27 protein-coding genes, 2 tRNA genes and 1 riboswitch are annotated in these 25726 nt (G+C 42.7%); of the genes, 16 read left to right on the forward strand and 13 right to left on the reverse strand.

Annotation, left to right across the window (positions count from 1 at the left end):
* Position 1: 1 nt before the first annotated feature.
* Complete coding sequence (gene lnt / locus NDN13_RS16480; protein WP_251116227.1) at positions 2-1561, reverse strand: apolipoprotein N-acyltransferase; 1560 nt, start codon at positions 1559-1561, stop codon at positions 2-4.
* Entirely contained in the window at positions 1558-2397 is an 840-nt protein-coding gene (locus NDN13_RS16485) for a CorC family transporter (RefSeq protein ID WP_004656129.1), read from the reverse strand. Before NDN13_RS16485 ends, lnt begins: the two co-directional genes overlap by 4 nt.
* A gap of 175 nt (positions 2398-2572) precedes the next feature.
* On the opposite strand from NDN13_RS16485, the gene tusA reads away from it, so the two are divergent.
* Positions 2573-2830 carry a sulfurtransferase TusA gene (tusA, locus tag NDN13_RS16490; RefSeq protein ID WP_004656127.1) on the forward strand — a complete coding sequence of 86 codons (258 nt, stop codon included), beginning with the start codon at positions 2573-2575 and terminating at the stop codon, positions 2828-2830.
* A 70-nt stretch (positions 2831-2900) separates the two neighbouring features.
* On the opposite strand, the gene NDN13_RS16495 is transcribed toward tusA, so the two are convergent.
* Entirely contained in the window at positions 2901-4613 is a 1713-nt protein-coding gene (locus NDN13_RS16495) for an electron transfer flavoprotein-ubiquinone oxidoreductase (RefSeq protein WP_251116228.1), read from the reverse strand.
* Between the two features lie 187 nt (positions 4614-4800).
* On the opposite strand from NDN13_RS16495, the gene NDN13_RS16500 reads away from it, so the two are divergent.
* The 5 genes from NDN13_RS16500 to NDN13_RS16520 all read left to right on the forward strand — a co-directional run bounded on the left by NDN13_RS16500 (position 4801) and on the right by NDN13_RS16520 (position 9240).
* Complete coding sequence (locus tag NDN13_RS16500) at positions 4801-5424, forward strand: DUF1285 domain-containing protein (RefSeq protein WP_251116229.1); 624 nt, start codon at positions 4801-4803, stop codon at positions 5422-5424.
* Positions 5425-5467: 43 nt separating this feature from the next.
* On the forward strand, positions 5468-6355 hold the full coding sequence (gene murI, locus NDN13_RS16505) for a glutamate racemase (protein WP_251116230.1): 888 nt from the start codon (positions 5468-5470) through the stop codon (positions 6353-6355).
* A 95-nt stretch (positions 6356-6450) separates the two neighbouring features.
* A complete protein-coding gene (locus NDN13_RS16510) occupies positions 6451-7479 on the forward strand; it encodes a DUF4062 domain-containing protein (RefSeq protein ID WP_251116231.1) in 1029 nt (342 codons plus the stop codon).
* A 70-nt stretch (positions 7480-7549) separates the two neighbouring features.
* Positions 7550-8566, forward strand: a complete 1017-nt coding sequence (gene hemH, locus NDN13_RS16515) for a ferrochelatase (protein ID WP_251116232.1) — start codon at positions 7550-7552, stop codon at positions 8564-8566.
* A 29-nt stretch (positions 8567-8595) separates the two neighbouring features.
* Complete coding sequence (locus tag NDN13_RS16520; protein WP_251116233.1) at positions 8596-9240, forward strand: MBL fold metallo-hydrolase; 645 nt, start codon at positions 8596-8598, stop codon at positions 9238-9240.
* 63 nt (positions 9241-9303) lie between these two features.
* On the opposite strand, the gene NDN13_RS16525 is transcribed toward NDN13_RS16520, so the two are convergent.
* Positions 9304-11040: a hypothetical protein gene (locus NDN13_RS16525; protein WP_251116234.1), complete on the reverse strand. Its 1737-nt coding sequence runs from the start codon at positions 11038-11040 to the stop codon at positions 9304-9306.
* Positions 11041-11315: 275 nt separating this feature from the next.
* On the reverse strand, positions 11316-11507 hold the full coding sequence (locus NDN13_RS16530) for a DNA gyrase inhibitor YacG (RefSeq protein WP_004656113.1): 192 nt from the start codon (positions 11505-11507) through the stop codon (positions 11316-11318).
* A 91-nt stretch (positions 11508-11598) separates the two neighbouring features.
* Between NDN13_RS16530 and NDN13_RS16535 the strand changes: the two genes are divergently transcribed.
* From NDN13_RS16535 to NDN13_RS16555, 5 genes are all read left to right on the forward strand, one after another.
* Positions 11599-12243, forward strand: coding sequence for a class I SAM-dependent methyltransferase (locus NDN13_RS16535; RefSeq protein WP_251116235.1), 645 nt, complete (start codon positions 11599-11601; stop codon positions 12241-12243).
* Positions 12236-13438 carry a TIGR03862 family flavoprotein gene (locus tag NDN13_RS16540; RefSeq protein ID WP_251116236.1) on the forward strand — a complete coding sequence of 401 codons (1203 nt, stop codon included), beginning with the start codon at positions 12236-12238 and terminating at the stop codon, positions 13436-13438. Before NDN13_RS16535 ends, NDN13_RS16540 begins: the two co-directional genes overlap by 8 nt.
* 118 nt (positions 13439-13556) lie before the next feature.
* Positions 13557-14819 (forward strand): C4-dicarboxylate transporter DctA, encoded by a 1263-nt coding sequence (gene dctA, locus NDN13_RS16545; protein ID WP_251116237.1) that lies wholly within the window; start codon positions 13557-13559, stop codon positions 14817-14819.
* A 125-nt stretch (positions 14820-14944) separates the two neighbouring features.
* Positions 14945-15355, forward strand: coding sequence for a GFA family protein (locus NDN13_RS16550; RefSeq protein WP_251116238.1), 411 nt, complete (start codon positions 14945-14947; stop codon positions 15353-15355).
* Between the two features lie 18 nt (positions 15356-15373).
* Positions 15374-15976: a flavin reductase family protein gene (locus tag NDN13_RS16555; RefSeq protein ID WP_251116239.1), complete on the forward strand. Its 603-nt coding sequence runs from the start codon at positions 15374-15376 to the stop codon at positions 15974-15976.
* A 74-nt stretch (positions 15977-16050) separates the two neighbouring features.
* On the opposite strand, the gene NDN13_RS16560 is transcribed toward NDN13_RS16555, so the two are convergent.
* Positions 16051-16686 carry a TetR/AcrR family transcriptional regulator gene (locus NDN13_RS16560; RefSeq protein WP_251116240.1) on the reverse strand — a complete coding sequence of 212 codons (636 nt, stop codon included), beginning with the start codon at positions 16684-16686 and terminating at the stop codon, positions 16051-16053.
* A gap of 211 nt (positions 16687-16897) precedes the next feature.
* Between NDN13_RS16560 and NDN13_RS16565 the strand changes: the two genes are divergently transcribed.
* Positions 16898-17638, forward strand: a complete 741-nt coding sequence (locus tag NDN13_RS16565; RefSeq protein WP_251116241.1) for an SDR family NAD(P)-dependent oxidoreductase — start codon at positions 16898-16900, stop codon at positions 17636-17638.
* A 65-nt stretch (positions 17639-17703) separates the two neighbouring features.
* On the opposite strand, the gene NDN13_RS16570 is transcribed toward NDN13_RS16565, so the two are convergent.
* Positions 17704-18036 (reverse strand): HopJ type III effector protein, encoded by a 333-nt coding sequence (locus tag NDN13_RS16570; protein WP_005200379.1) that lies wholly within the window; start codon positions 18034-18036, stop codon positions 17704-17706.
* A gap of 140 nt (positions 18037-18176) precedes the next feature.
* On the opposite strand from NDN13_RS16570, the gene NDN13_RS16575 reads away from it, so the two are divergent.
* The 3 genes from NDN13_RS16575 to NDN13_RS16585 all read left to right on the forward strand — a co-directional run bounded on the left by NDN13_RS16575 (position 18177) and on the right by NDN13_RS16585 (position 20034).
* The gene (locus NDN13_RS16575) at positions 18177-19028 is read left to right on the forward strand and encodes a DUF2071 domain-containing protein (protein WP_251116242.1); all 852 of its coding nucleotides are present in this window, start codon (positions 18177-18179) and stop codon (positions 19026-19028) included.
* Positions 19029-19108: 80 nt separating this feature from the next.
* Positions 19109-19175, forward strand: a riboswitch (Fluoride riboswitch).
* A 132-nt stretch (positions 19176-19307) separates the two neighbouring features.
* Positions 19308-19688: a fluoride efflux transporter CrcB gene (crcB, locus tag NDN13_RS16580; RefSeq protein ID WP_004802433.1), complete on the forward strand. Its 381-nt coding sequence runs from the start codon at positions 19308-19310 to the stop codon at positions 19686-19688.
* A gap of 16 nt (positions 19689-19704) precedes the next feature.
* Positions 19705-20034 (forward strand): DUF190 domain-containing protein, encoded by a 330-nt coding sequence (locus tag NDN13_RS16585; RefSeq protein WP_005200377.1) that lies wholly within the window; start codon positions 19705-19707, stop codon positions 20032-20034.
* Between the two features lie 91 nt (positions 20035-20125).
* Here NDN13_RS16585 and NDN13_RS16590 read toward each other — a convergent pair whose 3' ends face one another.
* The 4 genes from NDN13_RS16590 to NDN13_RS16605 form a co-directional block, all read right to left on the reverse strand.
* Positions 20126-20380 (reverse strand): type B 50S ribosomal protein L31, encoded by a 255-nt coding sequence (locus tag NDN13_RS16590; RefSeq protein ID WP_004656092.1) that lies wholly within the window; start codon positions 20378-20380, stop codon positions 20126-20128.
* 210 nt (positions 20381-20590) lie between these two features.
* A complete protein-coding gene (locus NDN13_RS16595) occupies positions 20591-21883 on the reverse strand; it encodes an ABC1 kinase family protein (RefSeq protein ID WP_251116243.1) in 1293 nt (430 codons plus the stop codon).
* A 173-nt stretch (positions 21884-22056) separates the two neighbouring features.
* A complete protein-coding gene (locus NDN13_RS16600) occupies positions 22057-23415 on the reverse strand; it encodes an MATE family efflux transporter (RefSeq protein WP_251116244.1) in 1359 nt (452 codons plus the stop codon).
* A gap of 30 nt (positions 23416-23445) precedes the next feature.
* Positions 23446-23907, reverse strand: coding sequence for a DMT family transporter (locus tag NDN13_RS16605; protein ID WP_251116245.1), 462 nt, complete (start codon positions 23905-23907; stop codon positions 23446-23448).
* A gap of 138 nt (positions 23908-24045) precedes the next feature.
* On the opposite strand from NDN13_RS16605, the gene hemW reads away from it, so the two are divergent.
* Positions 24046-25200 (forward strand): radical SAM family heme chaperone HemW, encoded by a 1155-nt coding sequence (gene hemW / locus NDN13_RS16610; protein ID WP_251116246.1) that lies wholly within the window; start codon positions 24046-24048, stop codon positions 25198-25200.
* 122 nt (positions 25201-25322) lie between these two features.
* Here hemW and NDN13_RS16615 read toward each other — a convergent pair.
* Positions 25323-25398, reverse strand: a tRNA-Lys gene (locus NDN13_RS16615).
* A 116-nt stretch (positions 25399-25514) separates the two neighbouring features.
* Positions 25515-25590: transfer RNA gene (locus NDN13_RS16620), tRNA-Lys, on the reverse strand.
* Positions 25591-25726 lie beyond the last annotated feature (136 nt).

The following is a 25726-nucleotide window of genomic DNA, read 5'->3' on the forward strand; positions in this document are numbered from 1 at the left end:
TTTATCGACGGGATTTGAAGCTGATATCAACTTTACGCGGACGATAGATCCAACCTACGATCAATAAAAGCAATGAGAAAATCAAGATCGGGTAATCACTTAAACGATTGTAGAGTGTTTGCCCTTGCATAGCAGGTAATTCGCCACGTAACACGGCTTCTTGATCTATTGGCGCTTGTTTAACGATATGACCATGCTGATCAATAAATGCGGTCACACCTGTATTGGTGGCACGAATAAACCAACGACCATTTTCTTTGGCACGCATCTGTACCATTTGCAGATGTTGCCAAGGTCCCGCCGTCCCCGTGAACCATGCATCATTTGACACGGTGATTAAGAAGTCACTATTAGCGGCATTACGACGGGTTAGGTTTGGGTAGGCCACTTCATAACAAATGGCAGCAGCAAGCGCATGTCCTTTCACGGTGAGCGGTTTTTGATTGGCTTCACCACGTGAAAAGCCACTCATGCTGACATCGTTCTGCATCGCAGGAAGTACCCATTTCAGCAGGCCTGACAGAGGAATATATTCACCAAAGGGTACTAAACGTTGTTTCTTATACAAGCCAAAGGAATCGCTACCCGATGCCATAATACTGTTGTAATACAATGGCTCACCCACTTGCTGCGATTTGGCTAGATCCCAATAGGGAATACCTGTCACCCAAGCGCTATCGGTTTTCTTGGCTTGTGCCGCCATTGCATCCAAGAACTCTTGAATATCGGTCTGGAACATTGGAATTGATGATTCAGGCCAAACGATGAGATCACGGCCCCATTCTGCACGCGTCAGGGTGGCATAGATTTCCAAGGTTTTAATTTGATATTCGGTCAGCCATTTCAGATCTTGTGGAATATTGCCTTGAATCAGTGAAACACTCAGCGGCTTCGCTGCTTTAGGCTGCACAAATTGAATAAAACCAGCGCCCCAAGCACCTAATACGAGGAGTGCAGAAGGAATGGCCCAGAACCAACGGCGATTTAAAATCTCAACCAAGGCACAGGCCAATACAATCACGACAAAAGAAACGGCATAGACCCCGAATAGCGGGGCATAGCCATCGAGTAAGCGTTCAGTGAAGGCATAACCTGCAAATAACCACGGGAAACCGGTAAAGACCCAAGTTTTGGCCCATTCAAATAATACCCAGAGTGGCGCGAAAGTCAGCGGTGTTTCTGGGAAGAAGCGACGATACAACCATGTTTGGAAGGCCGTAAATAAGCCCATTGCGGCTGCCATAAAGACAATCATCAAAATGCTTAGAAAGGCATTGGTATCGCCATAGGTATGGATTGAGGTATACAGCCAGAACGCGCCGACAAACCATAAACCAAAACCATAGGCCCAACCGAGCGCAAAGGCTTGGCGTGGACTACGTTGACGTAATACCGCATACAATAGTGCAGGCGACAGAATCGCAAGCCACCAAAAGTAATAAGGGGCTAAAGCCAAACTAAAGATTGCACCTGAAATCAGTGCAATCAATAGGGGGAAAATAAAAGGAAGCTGAGTGTGTGCTTGAGATGGATTTAACAGCTTCTCAAAATAGGTTCTCATTGACGGACAGCTCGAATCAGATGAATAGTGCGTGCATCTGCTTCAATAATGGTAAATTGCCAATCGCCAAGTTCAATGGTTTGACCTTGTAAATCGCTCACTAAACCAATCTCTTGCAGCAGTAAACCGCCCATAGTTTCAACTTCATCGTCAGAAAAATCTGCATCTAAAATAGTGTTGAAGTGTTCGATTGGTGTAAGTGCCTGCACAATCCAGGTATTGGCTGTGGTCGGGTCATTGTCTGGGACGATATACAGTGCTTCTTCATCTGCAATATCGTGCTCATCTTCAATTTCACCGACAATCTCTTCAAGAATGTCTTCGAGGGTAACCAAACCCGAGGTTGAACCATATTCATCAATCACGATGGCAATATGGGTCTGGGTATTTTTTAACATGCGGAGTACTTGGTCTGAACGTGCACTTTCAGGCACGAAGACAGGCTGACGCATCAATGAACGAATATCGACTTTGACATTGCGCTCGGTTAAAAATGGCAAAAGATCTTTCGCTAATAAGATACCCACCACATTGTCACTTTGATCTGCTGAAAACACCGGGAAGCGCGAATGTGCAGAATCAATCAGTACATGCAGAATATCAAGTAATTGATCGTCTTCCTGTAAGCTGATAATCGCTGTACGCGGTGTCATGACTTCTCGAATCTTGGTTGCTGGCAGATCGAGAACACCCTCAAGCATAGCAACAGTATCTGGCTCTAAAAAGCGACGTGAGTCTTGAACTAACTTGAGTAATTCATCGCGGGTTTCAGGTGCGGTGCCTAACCATTTTCTTAAGCCACGCATGCCCCACGACGGACTGGATTCCTCGACCATGATCTTTCCTAAAGACTCTCTATATCAATTAGATGATTTTCATCATACCGAAGATAAAGCCGATATGCATCAATAAAACTATGTAAAAAACGTACAGTTTTTCAAAACACTGTTGATGATTTTCATATGAGCGGTTTATGCTAAAATGTGAATCTTCGAATATTTGAGTTTTATGATGTCTGAACAACCAAAACTTCCTGCTGTTCAAATCAATACGCGAGGTTTACGTTGCCCCGAACCTGTGATGATGTTGCACCAAGCCATTCGCAAAGCCAAATCTGGCGATGTGGTTGAGGTACTTGCTACAGATCCGTCTACATCATGGGATATTCCAAAGTTTTGTATGCATCTCGGACACGAATTGGTGTTAAAAGAAGAAAGTCTGGATGAAAACAGTAATACTGAATATCGATATTTAGTGCAGAAAGGTTAAGTGTTATTTCAGCCAAATAAAACGAAAGCATAAAAAAATCCGAGTCTAAACTCGGATTTTTTATTTTGAATTACATATTCGGGTAGTTCGGGCCACCGCCGCCTTCAGGGGTTACCCACGTAATGTTTTGTGATGGGTCTTTGATATCACAAGTCTTACAGTGGACACAGTTGGCTGCGTTGATCTGGAAGCGTTTAGAACCGTCATCATTTTCCATGATTTCGTAAACACCTGCAGGGCAGTAGCGTTGAGCTGGCTCATCCCATTTTGGTAGGTTTACATCCACTGGAATAGATGGATCAGTTAACTTCAAATGAGCTGGCTGATTTTCTTCATGTACAGTATTTGATACGAATACAGAAGATAAACGGTCAAAAGTCAACTTGCCATCTGGTTTTGGATAGTTTGGCTTAAACGTTGACGCATCCACTGTTTTAAGCACGGCAAAGTCTTGTTTAAGATCATGCAAAGTGAATGGTACTTTAAAGATGTTTTGATCGATAAAGTTAAATGCACCACCCACCCATTGACCAAACTTGTGCATCGCTGGACCAAAGTTGCGTGAACGATATAACTCTTCTTTTAGCCAAGAATTGTTATATTTGTCAGTATAAGTGGTCAGCTCTTTGTCGAAATGGTCGTCGCCTTCGAGTACGCGTGCAATCGCAAGATCACCACCTTTGGCAACACCCGCCGCAATCGCTTCAAAGACGGCTTCACCACACAACATACCTGATTTCATTGCTGTGTGAGAGCCTTTGATTTTTGCGAAGTTCAAGAAACCAGCATCATCACCAATCAAGCAACCGCCTGGGAAGGTCAGCTTAGGTAAGGCATTAAAACCACCTTTGACGACTGCACGTGCGCCGTAAGAAATACGTTTTCCGCCTTCAAGGAATTGCTTGATGGTTGGGTGTGTTTTCCAACGTTGCATTTCCATGAATGGGTACATGTGCGGATTTTCATAAGATAAATCGACGATCATACCCAAAGTGACTTGGTTATTTTCAGCGTGGTATAACCACCAACCGCCAGAAGAACCTGTTTCAGACAAAGGCCAACCGGCACCATGCATCACTAAGCCTGGCTTATGTTTTGCAGGGTCGATTTCCCAAAGTTCTTTGATCCCGATCCCGTAATGTTGTGGATCAGCATCTTTGTCGAGATTAAATTTTGCAATCAGGCGTTTACCGAGGTGACCACGGCAGCCTTCAGCGAATAAGGTATATTTGGCATGCAGTTCATAGCCAGGCGTGAAGTTATGAGTCGGCTCACCATTTTTGCCAATGCCCATATCACCTGTTTGAATGCCTTTTACTGTACCGTCTTCATGGTAAAGTACTTCAGCAGCAGCAAAGCCCGGGAAGATTGAAACTTCAAGTTCTTCCGCTTTTTGACCTAACCAACGCACCACATTACCTAAAGAAACCACATAGTTTCCTTCGTTGTGCATTGATTTCGGTACCATCCAATATGGCATTTTTTGTGAATTGCTTTCAGAGGTGAGGAAATAGGTTTCGTCACCTGTTACAGGTACATTGAGAGGTGCACCTTCTTCTTTCCAGTTTGGAAACAATTCATTCATGGCACGTGGTTCAAGTACAGCACCAGAAAGGATATGCGCACCTACTTCAGAGCCTTTTTCAACAACACAAACAGAAAGATCAGGCAGGTTGTTTTCAATCGCTAATTGACGAATTTTAATCGCAGCAGATAAACCCGAAGGTCCTGCGCCTACGATCACTACGTCAAACTCCATCGCTTCACGTTCGATGTGTTCCATGTAGGACTCCTCATATTTTTAGGGGTGGCAACCGTAATATTGCGATTCGGTGCTGCCATGAGTGTTCTGAATTGCCAAACACAAATGATAGTATTGTGCTTGCAAACGTTCGGGATAGTATAGTTTTAATCCTTGATCTCGCCAATTGGCTGAGTGGTCATATTTTCTCGTCAGCAAGGCATAAACTATGATAAATGAAAATGATTCTCCACAAAGCTCTTTACAAAATAAGGGAAAAATCGTGTTTTCTGATGATAAAAACTTAATGGACATTGCACAATACATAAAAGATGTACAGCAAAGTCACAAAAGGTCAATTCCCCCTTTAGAGCAATGGCACCCAAAGCATTGCGGCAAAATGGATCTACGTGTAAAAGCCAATGGCGAATGGTGGCACGAAGGTCAATTGGTCAAACGCCAAGCGCTTCTGGACCTGTTTACCAAGGTGCTCTGGAAAGAGGATGGCAAATTCTACCTCAAAACCCCTGTTGAACAGATCGAAATAGAGGTTGAAGATGAGCCTTTATTGATCAATCAGGTTGATCAGGTCGAGCTTGAAGGGAACACTTATTTACAGCTGACCACATGCAATCAGGATGTGGTGATTGTCGATGAAGCGCATCCGATTTTTATGCGCAAATATCAGGGGGAGTTAAGGCCCTATGTGCATGTTCGATTCGGGATCAATGCCCTGATCCAGCGGCAGAGTTTTTATCATCTCGTCAACTACGGCAGTTTGTCTGAAAATGCACAAGGCGAGACGGTTTTAACACTAAAAAGTGGTGATTTGATCTTGCATTTGAGCACCTGAGGTTTAAGCTTAAACCAGTGAATAACCGAATATCCGTGCGTATATGACTGCCGTTCAAACCATGCCTCTTTTACTCAATCCTATGCCACATGCATCAGCAAATGCACCGATAGGCGTTTTTGATTCAGGTGTGGGGGGATTATCGGTGGCACAGGAGATTGCCCGACATTTACCCAATGAACGCATTCTGTATTATGCCGATACCGCACATGTACCCTATGGCGCGCGTTCCGATCAGGAAATCCGTCAACTTACCGCGCAAGCAATAGAGTGGTTGTATCGTCAAGGCTGCAAAATTGCGGTGGTTGCCTGTAATACGGCATCTGCATTTAGTCTGGATTATTTACGTGACCATTATGGCGAGCGTTTTCCAATTGTAGGTTTAGTCCCTGCCTTAAAACCTGCAGTGATTCAAACACAGTCTAAAGTTGTAGCGGTACTGGCGACGCCAGCAACCTTTCGTGGACAGCTGATTAAAGATGTGATGGCAAACTTTGCCCAACCAGCAGGGGTTAAAGTCCTGACCGTGACCAATCTGGAATTGGTACCTTTTGTTGAAGCGGGACAACAAATGAGTCCTGCTTGTTTGACGGTGTTGCAGCAGGTTTTGCAGCCAGTGGTGCAACAAGGTGCTGACTTTTTAGTCTTGGGTTGTACCCATTATCCTTTTTTAAAAGACGCGATTCGTCAGGTTTTTGATGAAAAATTAAAATTAATTGATTCTGGACAAGCAGTTGCGCGACAAACCGCGTATATTTTAATTAAAAATGGGTTATTATGTGACAAATTGCGTCATAATATTACACGGATTGAATGTTATGTCAGTGGGAACAATGCTGTAGCGCTGCAAGCAGTTTTACAACATCTGATCCCTGAACAATTTACATGGAAGATTAAAAATCTGGACGATATTAGGGTGGAAAATCACTAAATCGTGCCGTTTTTATAGATTTTATTGGGGTTAGCTGTTAATAAAAATCAAGATGCATACTTGATATTATTGATAAATGAATTGGGGCTTCGCCTATGCAAGATACTCGTTATCAAGTCTTTATTTCCACCTCTGGCAATGAAATGCAACCAGAGCGAGCGGTTTTGGCACAAACTCTTGTGGGCATGGGATTCCTGTCTTGGGGTTTAGAGCAACGTACACCTTTAAGTACCTCGATTGCCCGTCGTCAGATTGATGATTGTGATTATGTGGTGATTCTATTAGGCAGCCAATATGGCGAGCAGTCGGTTTCAGGTGTGGGTTATATGCATTTGGAATACATTTATGCCATGACCAAACAGAAGCCTGTCATCGTATTCATGCATGAAGATCCCGAATCGCGTGATGCAAAACTACATGATCATAAATCCGAATTAAAAGAAAAATTTAAAGAGTTTAGAAAGCAGCTTCAACATGAAGTCGATCAAGTCTTTTGTTATCGTACATTAAGAGATTTAGAACTGGCTGTTCGTTCGAGTATGCCGCAGATGTTAGAGCGTTATCCTGTCGTGGGTTGGGTACGTCCGCAAAACACACAGGTATTACGGGATGAAATTGATGCTTTGCGAGCCAAAGTCAAACAGCTGGAAACAGAGCTCGGTAATCGTGAAACTGATCCATTGACCAATGTTGCAAAAGTCTCGATGCATGAACTGTATGCTTTTGAGTATCGCATGCATGCTTATCAGGATGGTAATTTCAAAGAAGTTAAACCGCACCGTAAAATGACATGGGCGCAATTACTGAATGTCTTGGGTTCGGCCTTTGTGAGTCCAACGCCGGAAGAATATTTTTCTAAGCGCATGAATGAATATTTAAATGAAACGGGTCTGGATGATGCACGCAAGGAGATGCCAAGAGCACATGCGGTTTCTCGTGCGCAAGTCAATATTCGGGCGTTGCATGAAATAAAATTACAGATGCGTCAAAATGAATGGATTATGCCAACAGGACGAGATGATCGTCAGCGTATGCTGTGGCAACTGACGGCAAAAGGGCAGAAATTGCTAGAAAGTAATGTACTGGATAGTAATCGGGTTTTTCAGTTTAAGACCATGCATTAATCCAATTTAGAAAAAAGCGCTAAAACTGCTAAAGTAATTGAATGAATTCAATGAAAAGCGGATGCGGTCTATGTTAGCGACACAAAAACCTAAAGTGACAGTGGTTCTGGCAAATTTAGGCACGCCTGATGAAGCCTCTGTGCCTGCTGTACGACGCTTTCTAAAGCAATTTTTATCTGATACTCGGGTGATTGAGATTCCCAAACTGCTTTGGTGGATCATCCTGCATGTATTTGTGCTGACCTTTCGCCCAAAACGTGTGGCTGAAGCTTATGCATCAGTTTGGTCAAATGACTCGCCAATGCGTGAAATTGTTCTAGAACAAACACTGCTGATTAAACAGCGATTACAAGAAGAAAATCATCAGTTTGAGCTTACGGTTGTTCCTGCCATGACCTATGGGCAGCCCAGCATCTATACCGTGCTGGATCAGTTGGCAAAGAATCCACAAGAACATGTGATTCTATTACCCCTGTTCCCACAATATTCTGCAACCTCCACCGCACCGCTATATGATGCATTCGCCAAATGGATTCCCCAGCAACGTCATCTGCCTGGCATCACCCTGATTAAGGATTATTATCAGCATCCGATGTTCATTCAGGCCTTGGCTGATAGCGTGTTAAATTACCAATTACAGCATGGTAAAGCAGAAAAGTTGTTGATGTCATTTCACGGAATTCCTCAACCCTATGCGGATAAAGGTGACCCCTATGCTGATCGCTGTCGGATGACGGCGCGTCTGGTGGCAGAGGCCTTACATCTAAACGAGGATGAATGGGCGATTAGCTTCCAGTCAAGATTTGGTAAGCAAGAGTGGGTCAAACCCTACACCGACCAACTATTGCAACAATGGGGCGAGCAAAAAGTTCAGTCCGTACAGGTGATTAGTCCTGCATTTTCAGCCGATTGTCTGGAAACACTAGAAGAGCTGGCAATGCAAAATAAAGAAATTTTCCAGCATGCGGGTGGTGGGGCATATGCCTATATTCCTGCCTTAAATGCAGATCAGGCACATATAGATTTGCTTGCCAGTCTGGTTCAGGCTAATCTTGACGCACTGACCCATACCTTAGCCCATCGTTAAATCGACGCTTTATTTCGCCAGAGGTTTCTATGCTGCAAGTCAAAATTGTTCCCGTTACTGCATTTGCCCAAAATTGTTCTCTTCTTTGGGATAGCGAAAGCAAAGAAGCGATTTTGATTGATGCGGGCGGTGATGCAGCCGTATTAAAAAAAGAAGTAGAAAGCTTGGGCTTAAAAGTGAAAGCACTATGGTTGACCCATGGACATCTGGATCATGCTGGTGCAGTGGGTGAATTGGCGGAAACTTGGAAAATTCCAGTGATTGGCCCGCACAAAGAAGATCAGTTCTGGCTGGACATGATTCAGGAAGTCTCAGCGCGTTACGGTTTCCCCATCCCACAGCCCGTTAAAGTCGATCAGTGGCTCGAAGGTGGTGAAGTATTAAAATTGGGTGAGGACGAGTTTGAAGTGCGTTTCGCACCAGGTCATACCCCAGGCCATGTCATGTTTTATAATGCCAAGCATGGTTTGTTATGGACGGGTGATGTGTTGTTTAAAGGCTCGATTGGTCGCACCGACTTTCCAAAAGGTAACCACCAACAGCTACTAGATTCGATTCAACGCGAATGCTTTAGCCTGCCAGATGAAACGCAATTTATCTCAGGGCATGGACCCATGAGTACCATCGGTTATGAAAAACAATTTAATCCTTTTGTAGCAAGCAAAGCTGGTTAATTCGGTAGAGAGCCTGTGTATAAATCTGAATTTATACACAGGCCAAGCCTGTTCTATTACAAATTAAATGGTTTCTAGCCATTTTTGATTGGCTAAGTTCAAATCAAAATTCAAACTGTTACAGATGCTCTGTAAATCAAAAGACGCTTTATCTTCTGGAATCTGAATCAAAATCGGTAGACGGGTAATGCCATTGTCGCCTGTGGGGAAGGCATAATGCCGTTCTTTATGATTGATTGAAATCAGTGATTCAAACTCTAAATACACGATCAAGGAAGGAAAACGCCGCTGGATACGAATAATTTCCTGATGGGCATGCTTTTTAATGAGCGTGGTTTTTTCTTTTAGCTTGATAATATTGTCTTTGATTTTCTGAGGTTTATTGAGGATTTTACTGAGTAGAGATGCGCTCTGTTTGAGTTGGCGCTGATTTTCCTTTAATTCTGAAAAGGCATCTTTATATTCCTGTAAGGAACTAATACTAATATCTTTGAGCAGATTGGTCGGTTCTAAGGCGGCACTGTGATGCTTTTTCCAATCCTCAGAAGAAAACACGGTAAATACATCAGCATGGCGTTTTTGCAGCAAAGTTGCATAGGATTTCAGCCGTGCGATAAACAGATTCACCTGTTTATTCAGGATGATCGAGGGTTGAGATTGAAAGGCAATAAAATGGCTGATCAGATCATCTAAGGTTTGTTTAACGCTAATGTAGAGATAATGGCATTCATCACTATGATGTACCGCATGTTTTAACGCATCTGCAATGGGTTCCAGAATATTGCGACAGAGCTTTTGCTCAAAATCAATCAACCGTTGTTCAACCAGTTTTTCGATAAAAATACCGTGTGGATTAAGGGGTTCCATTAAAAAGGGAATCAGGGTTTTACTGGCATATAGCTCGATATGGCGAACAATATCAGAGACATAATGATTGATTTGCTTATCAATGGTAATGATGTGATTGACCTGCCACTGGAACTGCTGATGCTGTAATTCATCTTCGATGTGCGCTAAGTTCAAAATGGCGGCATTGAAATAAATATTTTCACAGGCTTCAAATCTTTCTTCCTGCAAAAAGCGTCGAATCGAAAAAGTATGGCTCATTCCTTCTTTGCTTGGTGCAAGTGCAAAAATATATTTTGAGCTTTTCACAATATCAAGCTGCCTGGTCTTTTGCTGTTTATATAAAAAATATTTCAGGATATGCGGCTTTTCTTCTCGTAGTTGATGAGAACGGATAATGCTAAATGAATATTTGAGCAGCTGTTGCTTTAAAAATACTTCAGTAATAAAGGTCTTGATAATATCGCTATTGAGATGTCTTTGATTGGCAGGCAATTGAATCGTCTGCTTCTGCAAAATAATTTGTGCGGCAGCATAGATAAACTCTTTTAACACCTGATTTTTCTGTTGCTGTAGCTCAAAATCATCTTCCGTATTGATGCGGTGGATTTGACCAAGGATGTTGTCTAAATAGTCTGAAATGGCATAGATATCTTGGTATTGCTTAAGCTTTTCCAAAGAATTGGCAATGCTTCTGACCAGAGCCTTGATGGGTGCGTCTTGAATTTTTTCTGCTAGTAGATTGATGTCATGCTTGCCCAAATAACAGAAGCTGTTGTCTTTTCGATTCCAGTGAATTTTATTGAGTTGCAAAATTTGCTGGCAAATATTCTCACGGTCTTCCGCTGAACAACGTGAAAAAAGCGTGCTTAAACTCAGTTGCCAATTGGCATCTAGATTTGGATCAATTTGAGTGACTAAAACCCTGAGCTGATAAGGAATAGATTGATTCATGATTACATCCTGGTAAGTCTAAATATTTTTATTCAACACACTGATCCCTATAGATTTTTGAATAAGGTTGGATCTGTATGAAAACGAAATGGAACGGTATTGTTGGCTATTTTTATGTAATGCAATGTTTGGATTAAGATTTGCACAAGCGCATAGAAAAGTAAATTACTGTGATGTAATTCACAAATTTAAAATATGTAAATTTTTATTAAAATAACAGCGTGATGATCAAGTTGCTACGCTTGATCACCCTTTATGTGAGGTAATGAAACAGTTTAATCTTCATAATCATCTTCATGGCGTTTCAGGTCTGCTTGTGGTGCATCTTGCGTTGGTAGTTTGTATTCATCACTGGCCCAAGCACCGAGATCAATCAATTTACAGCGCTCTGAGCAGAAGGGACGAAATGCATTCGCTTCCCAAGTACTGGCTTCACCGCAACGCGGGCAGGGGAATGTACGTGGCATAGAAAATTCCTAAAACAAAAACTAAATAGATTAGGCAAAAGTAAGGTGAGTTGTTAGACTTATGCCGATTTCTAGATAGTTTGATGAGATTATGTCGATTCGTCAATTTCAAGCACAACGTATGCAAGCCCCTCGTGATTTTATTGCCATTCCCAATACGCCGATCTGCGTTGAAATTGGGGCAGGAAAAGGCAAACATGCCTTACTGTTTACGGGGAAAAATCCACATACCACGTTGTATGCAATTGAACGAACCAAAGAAAAATTTGTGGCGATGCAAAAGCAGCATCAATTAGAGCCGCGTGAACATTTAAATCCGATTCATGCCGATGCATTGCCGTGGGTGGTCCATGCCTTGTTCCCTGCGCAAGTCGAACAGTTTTTTATTCTCTATCCAAACCCAGAACCGCATAATCCAGCGCAGCGTTGGCTGAATATGCCTTTCTTCGAGTTTCTACTTTCTCGTCTTCAACCGAATGGCACGATTACACTGGCAAGCAATATCCCTGAATATATCGATGAAGCAGAACAGCAATTAATAGCATTGTGGAAGCTGCCGTATCAAAAGCAAAAAATTGCAGCAGATTCTGCAAGAACCCATTTTGAAATCAAATATCTAGAGCGTGGTGAGTTGTGCCAGCAGTTGATCATTTGCAAACCAGAAGGCTATGCAACCCGCTTTGATGACTTCGCTCCGTTACAAGGGCAGAAAGCGCAAGAGCGATCTGATGTCTAAGCGTGTTGCGATTATTGGTGCTGGTCCAGCGGGATTGATGGCTGCCGAAGTATTGAGCCAATATGACTATGAAATTGATGTGTTTGAACAGAAACCTTCCGCAGCACGTAAGTTTTTAATGGCTGGAAAAACAGGACTCAATATTTCGCATGCCGAGCCAGTCGATAGCTTCATACAACGCTATGACCACGCTGCATGGTTGGGGCCTTGGGTCAAGCAGTGGGATGCTCAGTGGATTCAGGACTGGATGCAAGGACTCGGTATAGAATCTTATGTCGGTAGCTCTGGTCGAATTTTCCCGCTTGAAATGAAAGCTGCACCCTTACTGCGTGCATGGTTAAAACGATTAATGGCGGATGGTGTGCGTTTTCATTACCGTCATCGTTGTGTGGATTTATCCAATAATCAACTCACCATTGAGAACCAAACCCAACGCTTTAGTGCAACTTATGATGCGATTATTTTGGCCTGTGGTGCAGTATCATGGTCGCAATTAGGCAGTGATGGTGCATGGCAGCAATGGCTAGCTTCAGGTGAGATTGAACCATTCCAAGCCAGTAATGCTGGCGTGCTTAAAACATGGTCGCCATTTATGCAGGCGTGTTTTGGTCAGCCCCTGAAGCGTGTCAATGCATGGGTGCATCCTGAACAGCAAAGCCATGGTGATATCATCATTAGCCACTATGGTTTTGAAAGTGGCGTGATTTATAAGTTAGGACGTGATTTTAGAGCACAGCTTGCCGAAAAACAGCGTTTACAATTACATCTGGATTTACTGCCGGATGTTAGTCTTGATCAATTAGAACAAAAATTACAGGCCAATAAAAAGCAATCCTTAACCAATCTTTGGCGTAAAGCAGGGCTAGATACCGTCAAAATTAATTTGCTTCGAGAAATCGTTGAAAAAAGCGTGTGGTCAGATGCCAAGCAAATGGCACAGCAAATTAAACAGCTGCAAATCTCCTTAGAGGGCTTCCGTCCAATTGAAGAGGCCATTAGCTGTGCCGGTGGTGTGAAGCAAAGTGCGGTATCGCCACAATTGCAATTGCAATCTAATCCTGATGTATTTTGCTGTGGTGAAATGCTGGATTGGGATGCACCAACAGGTGGCTATTTACTGACAGCTTGTTTCGCAACTGGGCGTGCAGCGGGGGAAGGCGTGCATCAACGCTTAAAGCACAGTCCTATAAGATAATGTTTTCAAAAGGATTGATTTAAATTTATATATTTTTCACGTTTTAAATCACTCTTTTTCCATCTCTTGGCGGGTTTCTTGCATTGTTGATATTTATCTTGTTATTGATGAATGTTCAATGTGGCAGAAGTTTAAGTCCAGTCTATTTCTTCAAGTTATTTTTGCTTTAATTCTCGGTATTATTATTGGTATTAGCTTTCACGATTTTTCTTTAGCATTAAAACCATTAGGTGATGGCTTTATCGCGTTGATCAAGATGTTGATCGCGCCTATTGTTTTCTGTGTGGTGGTACTTGGACTGTATGGTGCAAATGACCTTAAAAAAATGGGGAAAGTCGGTGCAAAAACCATTTTATATTTTGAGGTTGTGACCAGTATTGCACTGATTTTGGGGATTGTGATTGCCTATATCTTCAAACCAGGTGTCGGTATGAATATTGATATCACTCAGTTAGATGCAAAGGACCTAAATGTTTATACTGAACGTGCACATAGCATGGGGTCGGGGTCAGATTTTTTACTCCATATTATTCCTAAAACATTTGTGGATGCTTTTGCCCGTGGTGATATTTTACAAGTTTTATTGATTGCGATTTTGTTTGGTGTCGCGTTATTACTGATTCCAAAACATCTTGCAGAATTGGTCTGTAAGGCGATAGAAGCATTTTCTGAAGTGTTTTTTAAAATGATGGCTTTAGTTATCCGCCTAGCTCCAATTGGTGTATTTGGTTCAGTCGCCTACACCACTGCAAAATTTGGGGTAGATTCGCTAGTCCAACTGGGTTATTTAGTCTTACTGTTTTATGTAACCTGTATTCTATTTGTGCTGATTGTTTTAGGTGGAATTCTTAAAATTTCAGGGTTGAATATATTCAAATTTCTAAATTATTTTAAAGCTGAACTGTCGATTGTATTGGGTACGGCATCTTCTGATTCTGTGCTACCACAGATTATGAAAAAGTTAAAAAATTTAGGGATTAAGGATTCTACAGTGGGCTTGGTTATTCCGACAGGCTATTCTTTTAATCTGGATGGATTCTCTATTTATCTAACGCTTGGGGTAATATTTATTGCGCAAGCCTGCAATATTGACTTATCCATGCATGATCTACTCGCAATCTTATTGGTTTCTTTGGTGACCTCAAAAGGTGCGCATGGGATTCCAGGCTCAGCATTGGTTATTTTGGCGGCAACCTTATCCGTCATTCCGAGTCTTCCAACCATTGGTTTAGTTTTGTTGTTGTCAGTTGATTGGTTTATTGGAATTGTACGTGCATGTACCAACTTGATCGGAAACTGTGTGGCAACGGTTGCGATTGCGCATTGGGAAAAGGATATTGATCATGCACGCGCCCAAGCAGTATTAAGCCAAAAGGTTTAACTGCTGATTATTGCAAAGGATTGTCCGAGTAAATTGACATGTTTTGAATAAACACTATTTGTAATTTGCATGGTGACAAGATCTAGCCTATATTTTTAGTGGAAAATTCATCAAAGGAATGTGCAATGTCTCAGACCTCGCCTATATATCGTGGTAGTTGCTTATGTGATGGGATTCATTATGAGATTCATGGTGAAATTGGCGAGATCATACAGTGCCATTGCCAGCGTTGCCGTAAGGCCAATGGTACGGCCTATGCCACCAATGCGCCAATTAGCAGTGCAGCATTTAAAATTGTACAAGGTGAAGAGCTGGTTAAAAAGTTTGCTGCATCGGGCGTATATCGCTGGTTTTGTGGCGAATGTGGCTCTCCACTGATCAGTTCGCGTGATGCACAGCCTGAGCTTTATCGATTAAGAATTGGTACGTTGGATACGCCTTTGCAGCAAAAACCGAGCATGCATATTTTTGCGGCTTCTAAAGCCGAATGGGATTGTATTGCCGATGCTCTACCGCAATATGCTGAACGTCCCTAAATTGGCTGTGTTGTTCTCATGATTTTTAAAACGTCTGATTTAGATGCCAATGAAATCTATCGCTTGCTAGTGGGGGGAATTACTCCTCGACCCATTGCATGGATCAGTACCCTGTCAGCAGATGGGGTTGCCAATATTGCCCCGTATTCCTTCTTTAATGTCGCCAGCTGTAATCCACCTATTCTGTGGTATTCACAAGTCAATCCAAGAAATGGTCAGGATAAAGACACCATCAGAAATTTAATTGCGACCAAAGAATGTGTGGTGCATATCGCCAATACGGCCTTACTGGAAAAGATGAATTTATCCTGTGCTTTATTGCCCCCAGAGCAAAGCGAATTTGATTTTGCTGAGATTGAGTCTGAACCCAGTCATGCGGTCGCAGCCTTGGCGGTTAAACATGCGCCTGTGCGTTATGAATGCCATTTAAGAGAGGTGATTCAACTCAGTAGCCTACCATCGGGAGGTACTGTGGCATTATTGGATGTGAAATCGATTTATGTTGATGATCGACTCTGGGATGGACAGATGATTGATCAGCAGCAACTTCAAAGTGTCGGCAAAATGGGCGGGGATTTTTATAGTCTAACCATGGACTTACGAAAACTGTCGCGCCCTTAAGTGGTAAAATATGAAAGAAAAAAGGAGGCGTTGAGCCTCCGTTTTATTTTGGAATAATCGCTTTAGGTGAGGACTTAATCATGATGACATTTGACTTGTGATGTGGCAACGCGTGAATCCCAGTGACACATGATTTCTGTTACTGCTGCATCTAAACAATCACCAGAAACTCCATCACGCGCTAGTACGGATATGCCAAGTAAAAAGCTATATATGCTAGTCGCATAAGCAGTGATATTCGTATCAGCTGTTAATTCACCTATATCCATAGCATGTTGAACGCATTGTGTAAATCTATCGTGAGTTGTTAGGCGATACTGGGTTAAGAGTTGTTGAATGTGGATATTTTCGGGGGAACAGGTCGCCGTTGAAAGAACCAATAAACAGCCTTTTGGATGACTAGATTCTGTTTGCATTTTCACGGATTGGCGCAGGGTTCGTTCAATCGCTTCTCTTGGTGCAAGACTTTCATCCCAGAGACTGTTCGTGACCTGACCATGCGTTGCGATGTAATGCTCAATGACTTCTCGGAATAATTCCTCTTTGGAACCAAAGGCAGCATAAAAGCTAGGAGCACTGATACCATTGCCAATATTAGCTTTGAGCAGGGCCAAGGATGTCGAGTCATATCCGTATTGCCAAAATAGATGCATGGCCTGCTGAATTGCTTGATCACGTTCAAAGGTCCTAGGTCGGCCCATTTGTGCCATTTGATACTCCTTTTTAGATATATACTATTCGATACAAAAGTCGTTGACAATCAGAAATACTAAGCCTACATTTGTATCGATCGATACATATATTGGTGCTGATCCAAGACCCACTAACAATCATTATTTTTTCCAGCTAATTAAGTCGGCTGAGCAATGAATTGGAACAGTACTGAATATTTGACTATGTTTTAAAACAGGGATTTTTATCATGAATACTCTTACAGGTAGAGTTGCTCTCGTTACAGGTGGAAGTCGTGGTATTGGTGCGGCTATTGCTCGTATGCTTGCGCAACACGGTGCAGATGTGGCGATTACGTATAGTCGTTCGAAGCAACAAGCTGAGGCTGTCGCTACAGAAATTCGTGCCTTGGGTCGACGTGCAGAAGTTATTGCTGCTGATGCGGTTGATGCCATTCAGGTAATCACTGCGGTAGACACTACGGTTGACCGACTTGGACAACTGGATATTTTAGTCAACAATGCGGGTAATTTTCTGACGGGGCAGATAGATCAACTTACACTTGAGGATTATGACCATACTATGTCGGTTAATTTACGAGCAGTGTTTGCCGCGACCATGCAGGCAAGCAAGTATTTGCCTGATGATGGGCGTATTATTTCGATTGGCAGTTGTCTTGCATCAAGGGCAAGTCGTGAAGGAATTAGTTTATATGCAGCCAGCAAAGCTGCCTTAGTTGGTTTGACTAAGGGGGTTGCGCGGGATCTGGGCAAGCGCGGAATTACAGTCAATCTTGTCCAGCCAGGACCAACTGATACCGATATGAATCCTGCTGATGGATCACATGCCGACGCCGCACGAGTGACTCTGGCATTGGCTGATTATGGACAACCTGATGATATTGCCGCAACTGTGCTCCATCTGGCGGGTGAAAGCGGGCGTTATATCACGGGTGCAGTGATTGATGTAGATGGTGGTTTTAATGCCTGAACAGGTGACACAGAAAGAATTTTGATAAATCAAAATAAGAAAAAGGAGGTTAAACCTCCTTTTTCTTATTTTGCAGTCAGTGCTTCAGCTTCAAATTTGACGCCATCCCAGCCATGTTGCATAAACTGGCGGATATTTTGATGATCGGTGGCTTCTGGCGTTGCCAATACAGATGCATAATGCTCCGCAAATAAACTGAGCGTATCCGCTTGGTTCAAGCCTTCAATTTTGGCAAAGCTAAGTACTTTGGCACTGCCTTGGTTTTCAGTCGCAGCATTCGATTGTGCGCCATTCTGAAATGCGGTTGGAGTATGTTGATAACGTGCTTCGATAAATGCCAATACATCTGCAAATTTTGCCGAGCCATCTTTCAGTTGTGCCAATAAGCTTTGAGCCATTTTTAAAATTCCATGTTGATTGAATCAATGGCAAGCATCATAACATTGAAAATGCAGAATAGAAGCTGGACGCGATTTGAACTGGACGTAATGGGGGCGGCAGTTTATGCTCAAACAGAGCATTAATCTATTGAATAATAATGAATAGACATCGTTTAAAGTTATCAATACCCAACGCTGTACTTCGATTTTTAGCACCTATTTTAAGTTGTGGTTTGCTGTTACAACTCCGCCGTTTGATGATGCGCATATTGCCATTTATGCGCTTGCAGAGCCTGGTCAGCAATGTGGTGTATTTATCTTGGTTGGTTGATGTTGAGCAAGTACGTCAGCGCTATCCGAAAGATGTACCCTTATGGGAAAAAGATGGAAAAACCATTTTTACCATTTTGACTTATCAGCATCAGCATTTTGGATTCAGTTTCTTGGGGAAATTACGTCAGTTTATGCCTTCACCCAAACAAAGTAACTGGCGCTTTTATTTGGATGGCTCACAGCCCAAAACCGTGATCTTTGAGCAGGTCGTGGTTGATCAAGCACTGTATGTTTTAGGGGGGCGTTTGGCCAGCGATGTAATGCCTGCACAATATGCTTCGACGTTTCAGCATCAACGGACAGAACACCTGATTCATACGGAAATGAGTGTTGATGAACGTTATTCCTTAAAGAGTGATGTGCAGATGATCAAGGAAAAGCAATTACCTGATGCATGGCAGCGATTATTTTGTTCTTGGGAGGATGCTGTTGAGTTCTTGGTTGATCAAGACCATGCATGGGCGGAATGGGTTGACCAACCGACTCGAATGTCGCAGGGTGATATTCAGATGCCTGTACAGTTTCAACAGATTCAAGCGGCTGAGATTCTGAGCTTAAAGGCCCCTCAATTGTTGCAACAATTTGGTTTAGATGAGGATGCCGAAGCGTTTGCTTTCGTGGTTCCTACACTGGATTTTGCAGTGCTTGGTGAGCAAATTTTATCTCAGACGACATAAATTGTGGATAACTTGAGTTTTATACACAGTTGCTTGTAGCTTAAAAACAGCAGTTGAGTTGTCTAAAAATTATGTTATTTTAGAACAAAGGAGATGGCATTCCTCCTATTACAAACCGCCACTGTGGCTAATGATGCCTACGTTACCCTGAACAGGGGGCGTAGGTTCGTGCGTGCTCTGTTCCCATTTTGGAGTTCGCAGATGAAAAATAATCAAAAAAACGTTGATCTATCCATGTTAAATGTCGCTTTATCTCCTGCGCGATGTGTGGAGTAAGCCATGTATTATCCTTTACTCTCAATCGCGCTTGGCTCGGTACTTGGCGCATGGTTGCGTTGGTTCTTGGGTTTAAAACTTAATCCAATTTTTCCCAATATTCCTTTAGGTACAGTCACGGTTAACTTTGTTGGTGGCTTTATTATTGGTTTTGCAATTTCTTATTTTTCTCAAAGCTCACTGAGTCCAAATTACAAACTATTTGTGATTACAGGCTTCTGCGGTGCATTAACCACATTTTCGACCTTTTCTGCCGAGATTATTGCTTTATTACAAAGCGGTAAATTGGGTTATGCCTGCGCAGCAATTTTGATTCATGTGATTGGATCATTGCTGTTTACCATTTTAGGTATGAGCTTGCATCAATGGCTGAGTGCCGCTTAGCTTTGGAGTGATGATAATGAATGGATTTTTACTGAGTTTTTACACGGCACAAAACCGGACTTATCAGGGACAAATGATGAGTGAATGGTTATTGGCAGTGGCGAAGCAAATGAATTTGCGTGGTGCGACGGTACTGGCAGGGATGGAAGGCGTGGATCATCAAGGTTTATTTCATTCCGCCAGTTTTTTTGAGTTGGCTGATCGGCCCGTACAAATTCAGTTTGCGGTAAGCAATCAACAGGCGACGGAATTATTGGACTATTTGAATGACAAGGAAATTTCTTTGTTTTATGTCAAAACACCGATTGAATATGGTGTGGTGGGACAGGCCAAGCCGGATTCTTGAAAGCTAGGCATAAAAAAAGAAGTCTAAGTGGAGGAGAGATAGCCTTAGACTTCTAATGCTTACAGCCTAATGTGTGAAACTTAAATGAAAATTAAGCTTTGCGGTTAAAGCGCGCAAAGCGTTTGTTAAAGCTTGCGACACGACCTTCATTGCTGGCTTGGCGAACTTCACCTGTATAAAACGGATGTGAAGCACTGGAAATATCAAGCGTCACATAGGGATAGACCTGGCCTTGATATTCTTTGGTTTGTTTGGTCTGTAGTGTGCTGCCAATTAAAAAATAGGCATCGGCATTGGTATCGTGAAACAACACTTGTTGATAAGCAGGATGGATATCTTTACGCATTTTGAATGACTCCTATTGTTAATAGAAATGTTATAACATAACAATATATGCCGTCAATCTTGTTCATTTCAAGTTTTGTTGAAATTTATATGTAAACAATGAATCAGCAAGTATGGGAGAGGGAACTTTGCTTAAGTTATTTGATTTGTTAGATGCTTGAATATGAATGAAATAAAAATGCCAATCATCTGATTGGCATTTTTATGAAGTTTAGTTCGGGACCAATTCTTCAAATAAATCATTGAGATTGTCATGCACTTTGAGGTGAATCAGGTTCCAGTAATGTCCTGAAATGGTTCGATTGACCATTAGGGTATCTGGAGAGGGCTTAAACACATCCCAGTATTTCAGGGATTTTTTCACTAACAGCATGCCATCGTGATGCGATGAGTTCTTGGCAAAGTCATAATGGGTGCTTAGTGGGCGCAACAGGATTTCAATCCATTGGGTATACAGTTCACTTGGAAATTTTTGTTTCTCCGCAATCGAATGCAGTTCAACCAGCAAATCTTCAACCTGGGCAATATCCTCTTGGCGCGCTGCATTCACCAGTGCTTTGAAGTGCTGAATGATTTCAGGGGAAAGGGTTTTAACGCTGCCGTAATCATAAATAATCACGCTGCTATCTTCGCGGAAAGCAAAATTGCCTGGATGTGGGTCACAATGGAAACGCTTCAAGAAAAACATTTCCTGCCCTAAAGCACGAATCAGACGACGACCAATTTGATTACGTGTTTCAACCGACCATGTACTTGCTGTTTCGATGGACTCACCTTGTTCAAGACTGAGCGTGAGTACCCGACGTGATGAATAGTCTTTATACACGGTTGGGATGATGATTTGATCATCCAGCTTTTCATGGAAAGTTTTAAACACTTCTAGGTTTTGTGCTTCAATTTCATAATTCAGTTCGGCAGATAAACTGTCTTGGATTTCCTGAAACAGTTGATCTTGTAACTTCTTATCAATCTTTAACACGCCCATTAAGCGTAACGCCAGACGAACCTGTTTTAAATCACTTTCACAGGCTTGATCCACCCCAGGATATTGCACTTTCACCACAACCGCTTGTCCATTGGGTAACACTGCACGATGCACTTGACCAATTGAAGCAGCAGCAAAAGGTTCTGTTTCAAAGGAACTAAAAATCTGGTTTAAAGGTTTGCCCAACTCTTTTTCAACTTGTTGCTGAATCGCTGCAAAAGGCATGGCAGGGGCTTGGCGTTGTAGTTTGGCAATCGCCTTTGCCACTTCTGGCGGGAAGATGTCTTTATATTGCGAGGCAATTTGCCCGACTTTCATCACCGCACCTTTCATTTCACCTAAGGTATCGGCGATTTGTAAGCCGATATCTTGGAACAGTTTGCTGCGTGCAGCATTTTTTTGTTCTTCATCTGCGGTGAGATTGCGAATGGAGTTGGCAACACTTTTGCTGGCAATACTTGCGGTCATGCCAGCCAGTTTTAAAAAACGCTTACTGGGAGAGCTTGCATGTTTTGCCATATGTGCTTGACCTCGGATGATCCAGTTTCAAAGTGATGCTTTGATCATAGGCGACAAAACTTAAATTGCCTATACCAAAATGTTAAGTGATGTAAGCATGTCGTGAAGGAGGGGAGCCTTGATGAGCGCATCAAGGCAAGCGCAGCATCCGTGCTGCTCTGAATCAATAGCACTTATGTATTGAGAGCACGCTGTGCCAAACGTTTATTGTTTAAATATAAACGGCCGATCAGTAGTACACAGGCAATCGTTAAACCAATAATCAGGCCGAGCCAGACACCAGCAGCGCCCCAAATCGTATAGCGCGCAAGGTATAGGCCGATCGGGAAGGCGACGACCCAATACGCCATTAAGGTGATCCACATCGGCGCTTGAGTGTCCTGCATGCCACGTAAGCAACCAGCGGCACTGACTTGCCAAGCATCCATCAGCTGATAAGCCATCGCGAACCAGAGTAGGTACATCGCCACAGGAATGACATTGATATCCGTGGTATAAATCGCCACGATATAGGGACGTGCAAGTACAATCAGTGTCATGGTCAAGGCCGCAAAGATCGTAGCCGTAATTAATCCCACGATTTGTACTTGACGCATCGCATGCCAGTTTTGTTCGCCATAATACATGCCAACACGAATCGTTAGGGCAATGGCCAAGGACAGCGGGATCATAAACAGCTGTGACGTCACCGAAATTGCAATCTGATGAGCTGCAATCGCATTTTCACCCAGTGGCCCCAGTACAATCGCTCCAGTACTGAAAATGCTGACTTCGAAAAATACCGCCAGCCCAATCGGTAAGCCCAGTTTTAAAATGCGTTTAATCCAAACAGGATCAAGTTTTTCCCATTTGGTGAAGATCGGTGCCTGTTGATAAGCTTTGGCTTTGGAAATATAAATCGCCAAAGTGATAAACATGAGCCATTGCAGGATCGCTGTTGCAAAGCCACAGCCTGCGCTACCTAGTGCAGGAATTGGCCCAAAGCCATACATAAAGATAAAGTTCAGCGGAATCAATACCAATAAGGCAATCAAACTAATGGCTGTGACAGGACGTGGATGCCCCAATGCTTCAGAATAACTGCGTAGTGCGGCATACATCATCACTGCAGGCATACCAAAGCCAATCGCATGTAAGAACAGACTTGCTTTCGGGATTAAGCTTTCAGGCACACCAAACAGGGGCAGGAACATGGGCATACATTGTAGAATCAACATCGCTACAATACCGAGAATGACAGCAACCCATAAAGACTGACGCGCAATGGTTGGAATTTTTTCAGGCGTTCTCGCACCACGCGCCTCAGCCACCAATGGTGTGGTTGCCAACATAATCCCTGCAAAGAGCAGCATGACAGGAATCCATAGACCGACACCCACGGCAATCGCAGCCAAATCAGTGGCAGACAGATGCCCTGCCATAATGGTATCAATTAAACCTAATCCAGCTTGCGCAAACTGTGTAATCAGGATCGGGAACATCAAATGAAATAGCTGTTTAAGCTCAAATCGCTTGGTTGTGACATGGGACACAAAAATTACTCTTATTAAAATGGGGGAGAGTTAGCGTTGTAGTGTTAATAACACACCAATAAAAATCACAATACTGCCGAGTAGGCGTTGCCAATTGATCGGTGTTTTGTCTGTACCTAACCAGCCAAAGTGATCAATCAACATGGAAATCACCAATTGTCCAAAAATCACTAAACCTGAAAAAGTTAAAAATCCGAGTTTAGGTGCAGTATAAATGCTCATACTGATTGCATAAACCCCAAGGCATCCACCTAACCACAGATACCATGGAATTTGTGAAAGTTCAGTTAAACTGGGTTTGTCTGCACCTTGGAAATAAACCAACAGGGCTAGAATAATCGTTCCAATACAAAAGGAAAGTAAGGCGGCTTGTAGGGGAGAGTTAAGATACTCTCGGAGCTGTGCATTGATTGCCGTTTGAAAGGCCATTGCTATTCCAATCCCTAAAGCAAGCGGCAGAATAAATAGCAATTGGCTAGAAATTTTCATCATATTATCGGTCTAATTGTTGTTTATACTTTCAGTCTAACTGAATATCTAGGGGATGATAAGTTGTAGGCGTGTCGATGCTGCAACTGTACCGAGTCGAGTCATGTTAAAATAATCAGGTTCTGTCATTGAGCTTGTATTTTGAGTCTGTTAAATCCTGCAAATATCCCACTGTCCTTGTATATCCATATGCCTTGGTGTGTACGTAAATGTCCTTATTGCGACTTTAACTCACACGCTGTCCCTGATGGGCAATTGTCACTGGATTTGGAACAGCAGTATCTTGCTGCGTTAGTGGCTGACTTTGAGACGCAGATTGAAATGGCGCAAGGCCGATCGATTCATAGTGTGTTTATTGGGGGAGGGACACCGTCACTGATTTCTGCACAAGGTTATCAATGGCTATTTGATCAACTCAAAGCACGTTTAGACTTTGAAGATGGCTGTGAAATTACACTGGAAGCCAATCCAGGGACGGTTGAGCATGATCCATTTGCTGATTATCTGGCGGTGGGGATTAATCGTTTATCACTGGGCGTACAAAGTTTTGATCCTGAACATTTACAGCGGCTCGGTCGTATCCATTCAGCCAATAATGCACTGGATGCGATTCAGCAGGCACGCCAGGCAGGTTTTGAGCGCGTGAATGTCGATCTGATGCATGGTTTACCCCAGCAGACTGAGGAACAGGCCTTAACCGACCTGAGATTGGCTGTGGAGCAGGGTGCAACGCATATTAGCTGGTATCAATTGACCATTGAGCCAAATACGGTGTTCTTCCGCACTCAGCCGGTATTACCACAAGATGAAGTGCTCGAGCATATTCAGGAGAAAGGCGAGGCCTATCTGATTGCCAAAGGCTATGTGAATTATGAAGTTTCCGCATGGCGTAAGGAACAACCATCTGCACATAATCTGAATTATTGGCAATTTGGTGATTATCTGGCGATTGGTGCAGGTGCGCATGGTAAAGTCACCCGAGCAGATGGAGTTTATCGTTTTCAGAAAACTCGTTTGCCGAAAGACTATTTAGCCAAAGTGCCCGCTGAGCATGTACAAATGAAACGCATTGAAGCCGATGAATTGCCGTTTGAGTTTATGATGAATGCCTTGCGTTTAAATCAAGGTGTGGCTGCTGACACTTATGCTCAGCGTACTGGTTTGGATTTAAATGATCTAGATCCAGTATTGACTCAGTTACGCCAGAACAATTTATTACAGGCTGATATGAACCGAATTGCATGTACAGAGCAGGGACATATCTTTTTAAACTTGGTGTTAGAGAAATTTTTATAATTTAATGGTTGTACTGCTTTAAGCATGGATGCTTGAAGCCATTCCAATGAGTCTGTCATTTTTCTGAAAGAAATTGGGTAGACAATAAAAAAGCCTCATCAATGATGAGGCTTTTTAGAATTTGGTGGGTCGTCCGCGATTCGAACGCGGGACCAACGGATTAAAAGTCCGCTGCTCTACCAGCTGAGCTAACGACCCTGAAAGAATTTTAAAGTAACACTCTAAAATTGTTGCAAGACAAGCAAAGCGCGTAGTCTTACAAATCTCGATAACTTTCGGTTATCAATCCTTTTCAGGAGTATCAAAACATTAGATGGTGGGTCGTCCGCGATTCGAACGCGGGACCAACGGATTAAAAGTCCGCTGCTCTACCAGCTGAGCTAACGACCCTAAGCATGTATTTTAACAAGCTTCGCAAGAAAAACTAAATTTGTTCTAAATGCGTCTTCGTTTTGATGTTGCGTATTCTAGCAACTTATTCAGCTAACACAAGAGGAAATTTAAAAACATGTGCATGATTGTTTAT

This window comes from Acinetobacter sp. C32I, from assembly GCF_023702715.1.
Classification (GTDB): Bacteria; Pseudomonadota; Gammaproteobacteria; order Pseudomonadales; family Moraxellaceae; genus Acinetobacter.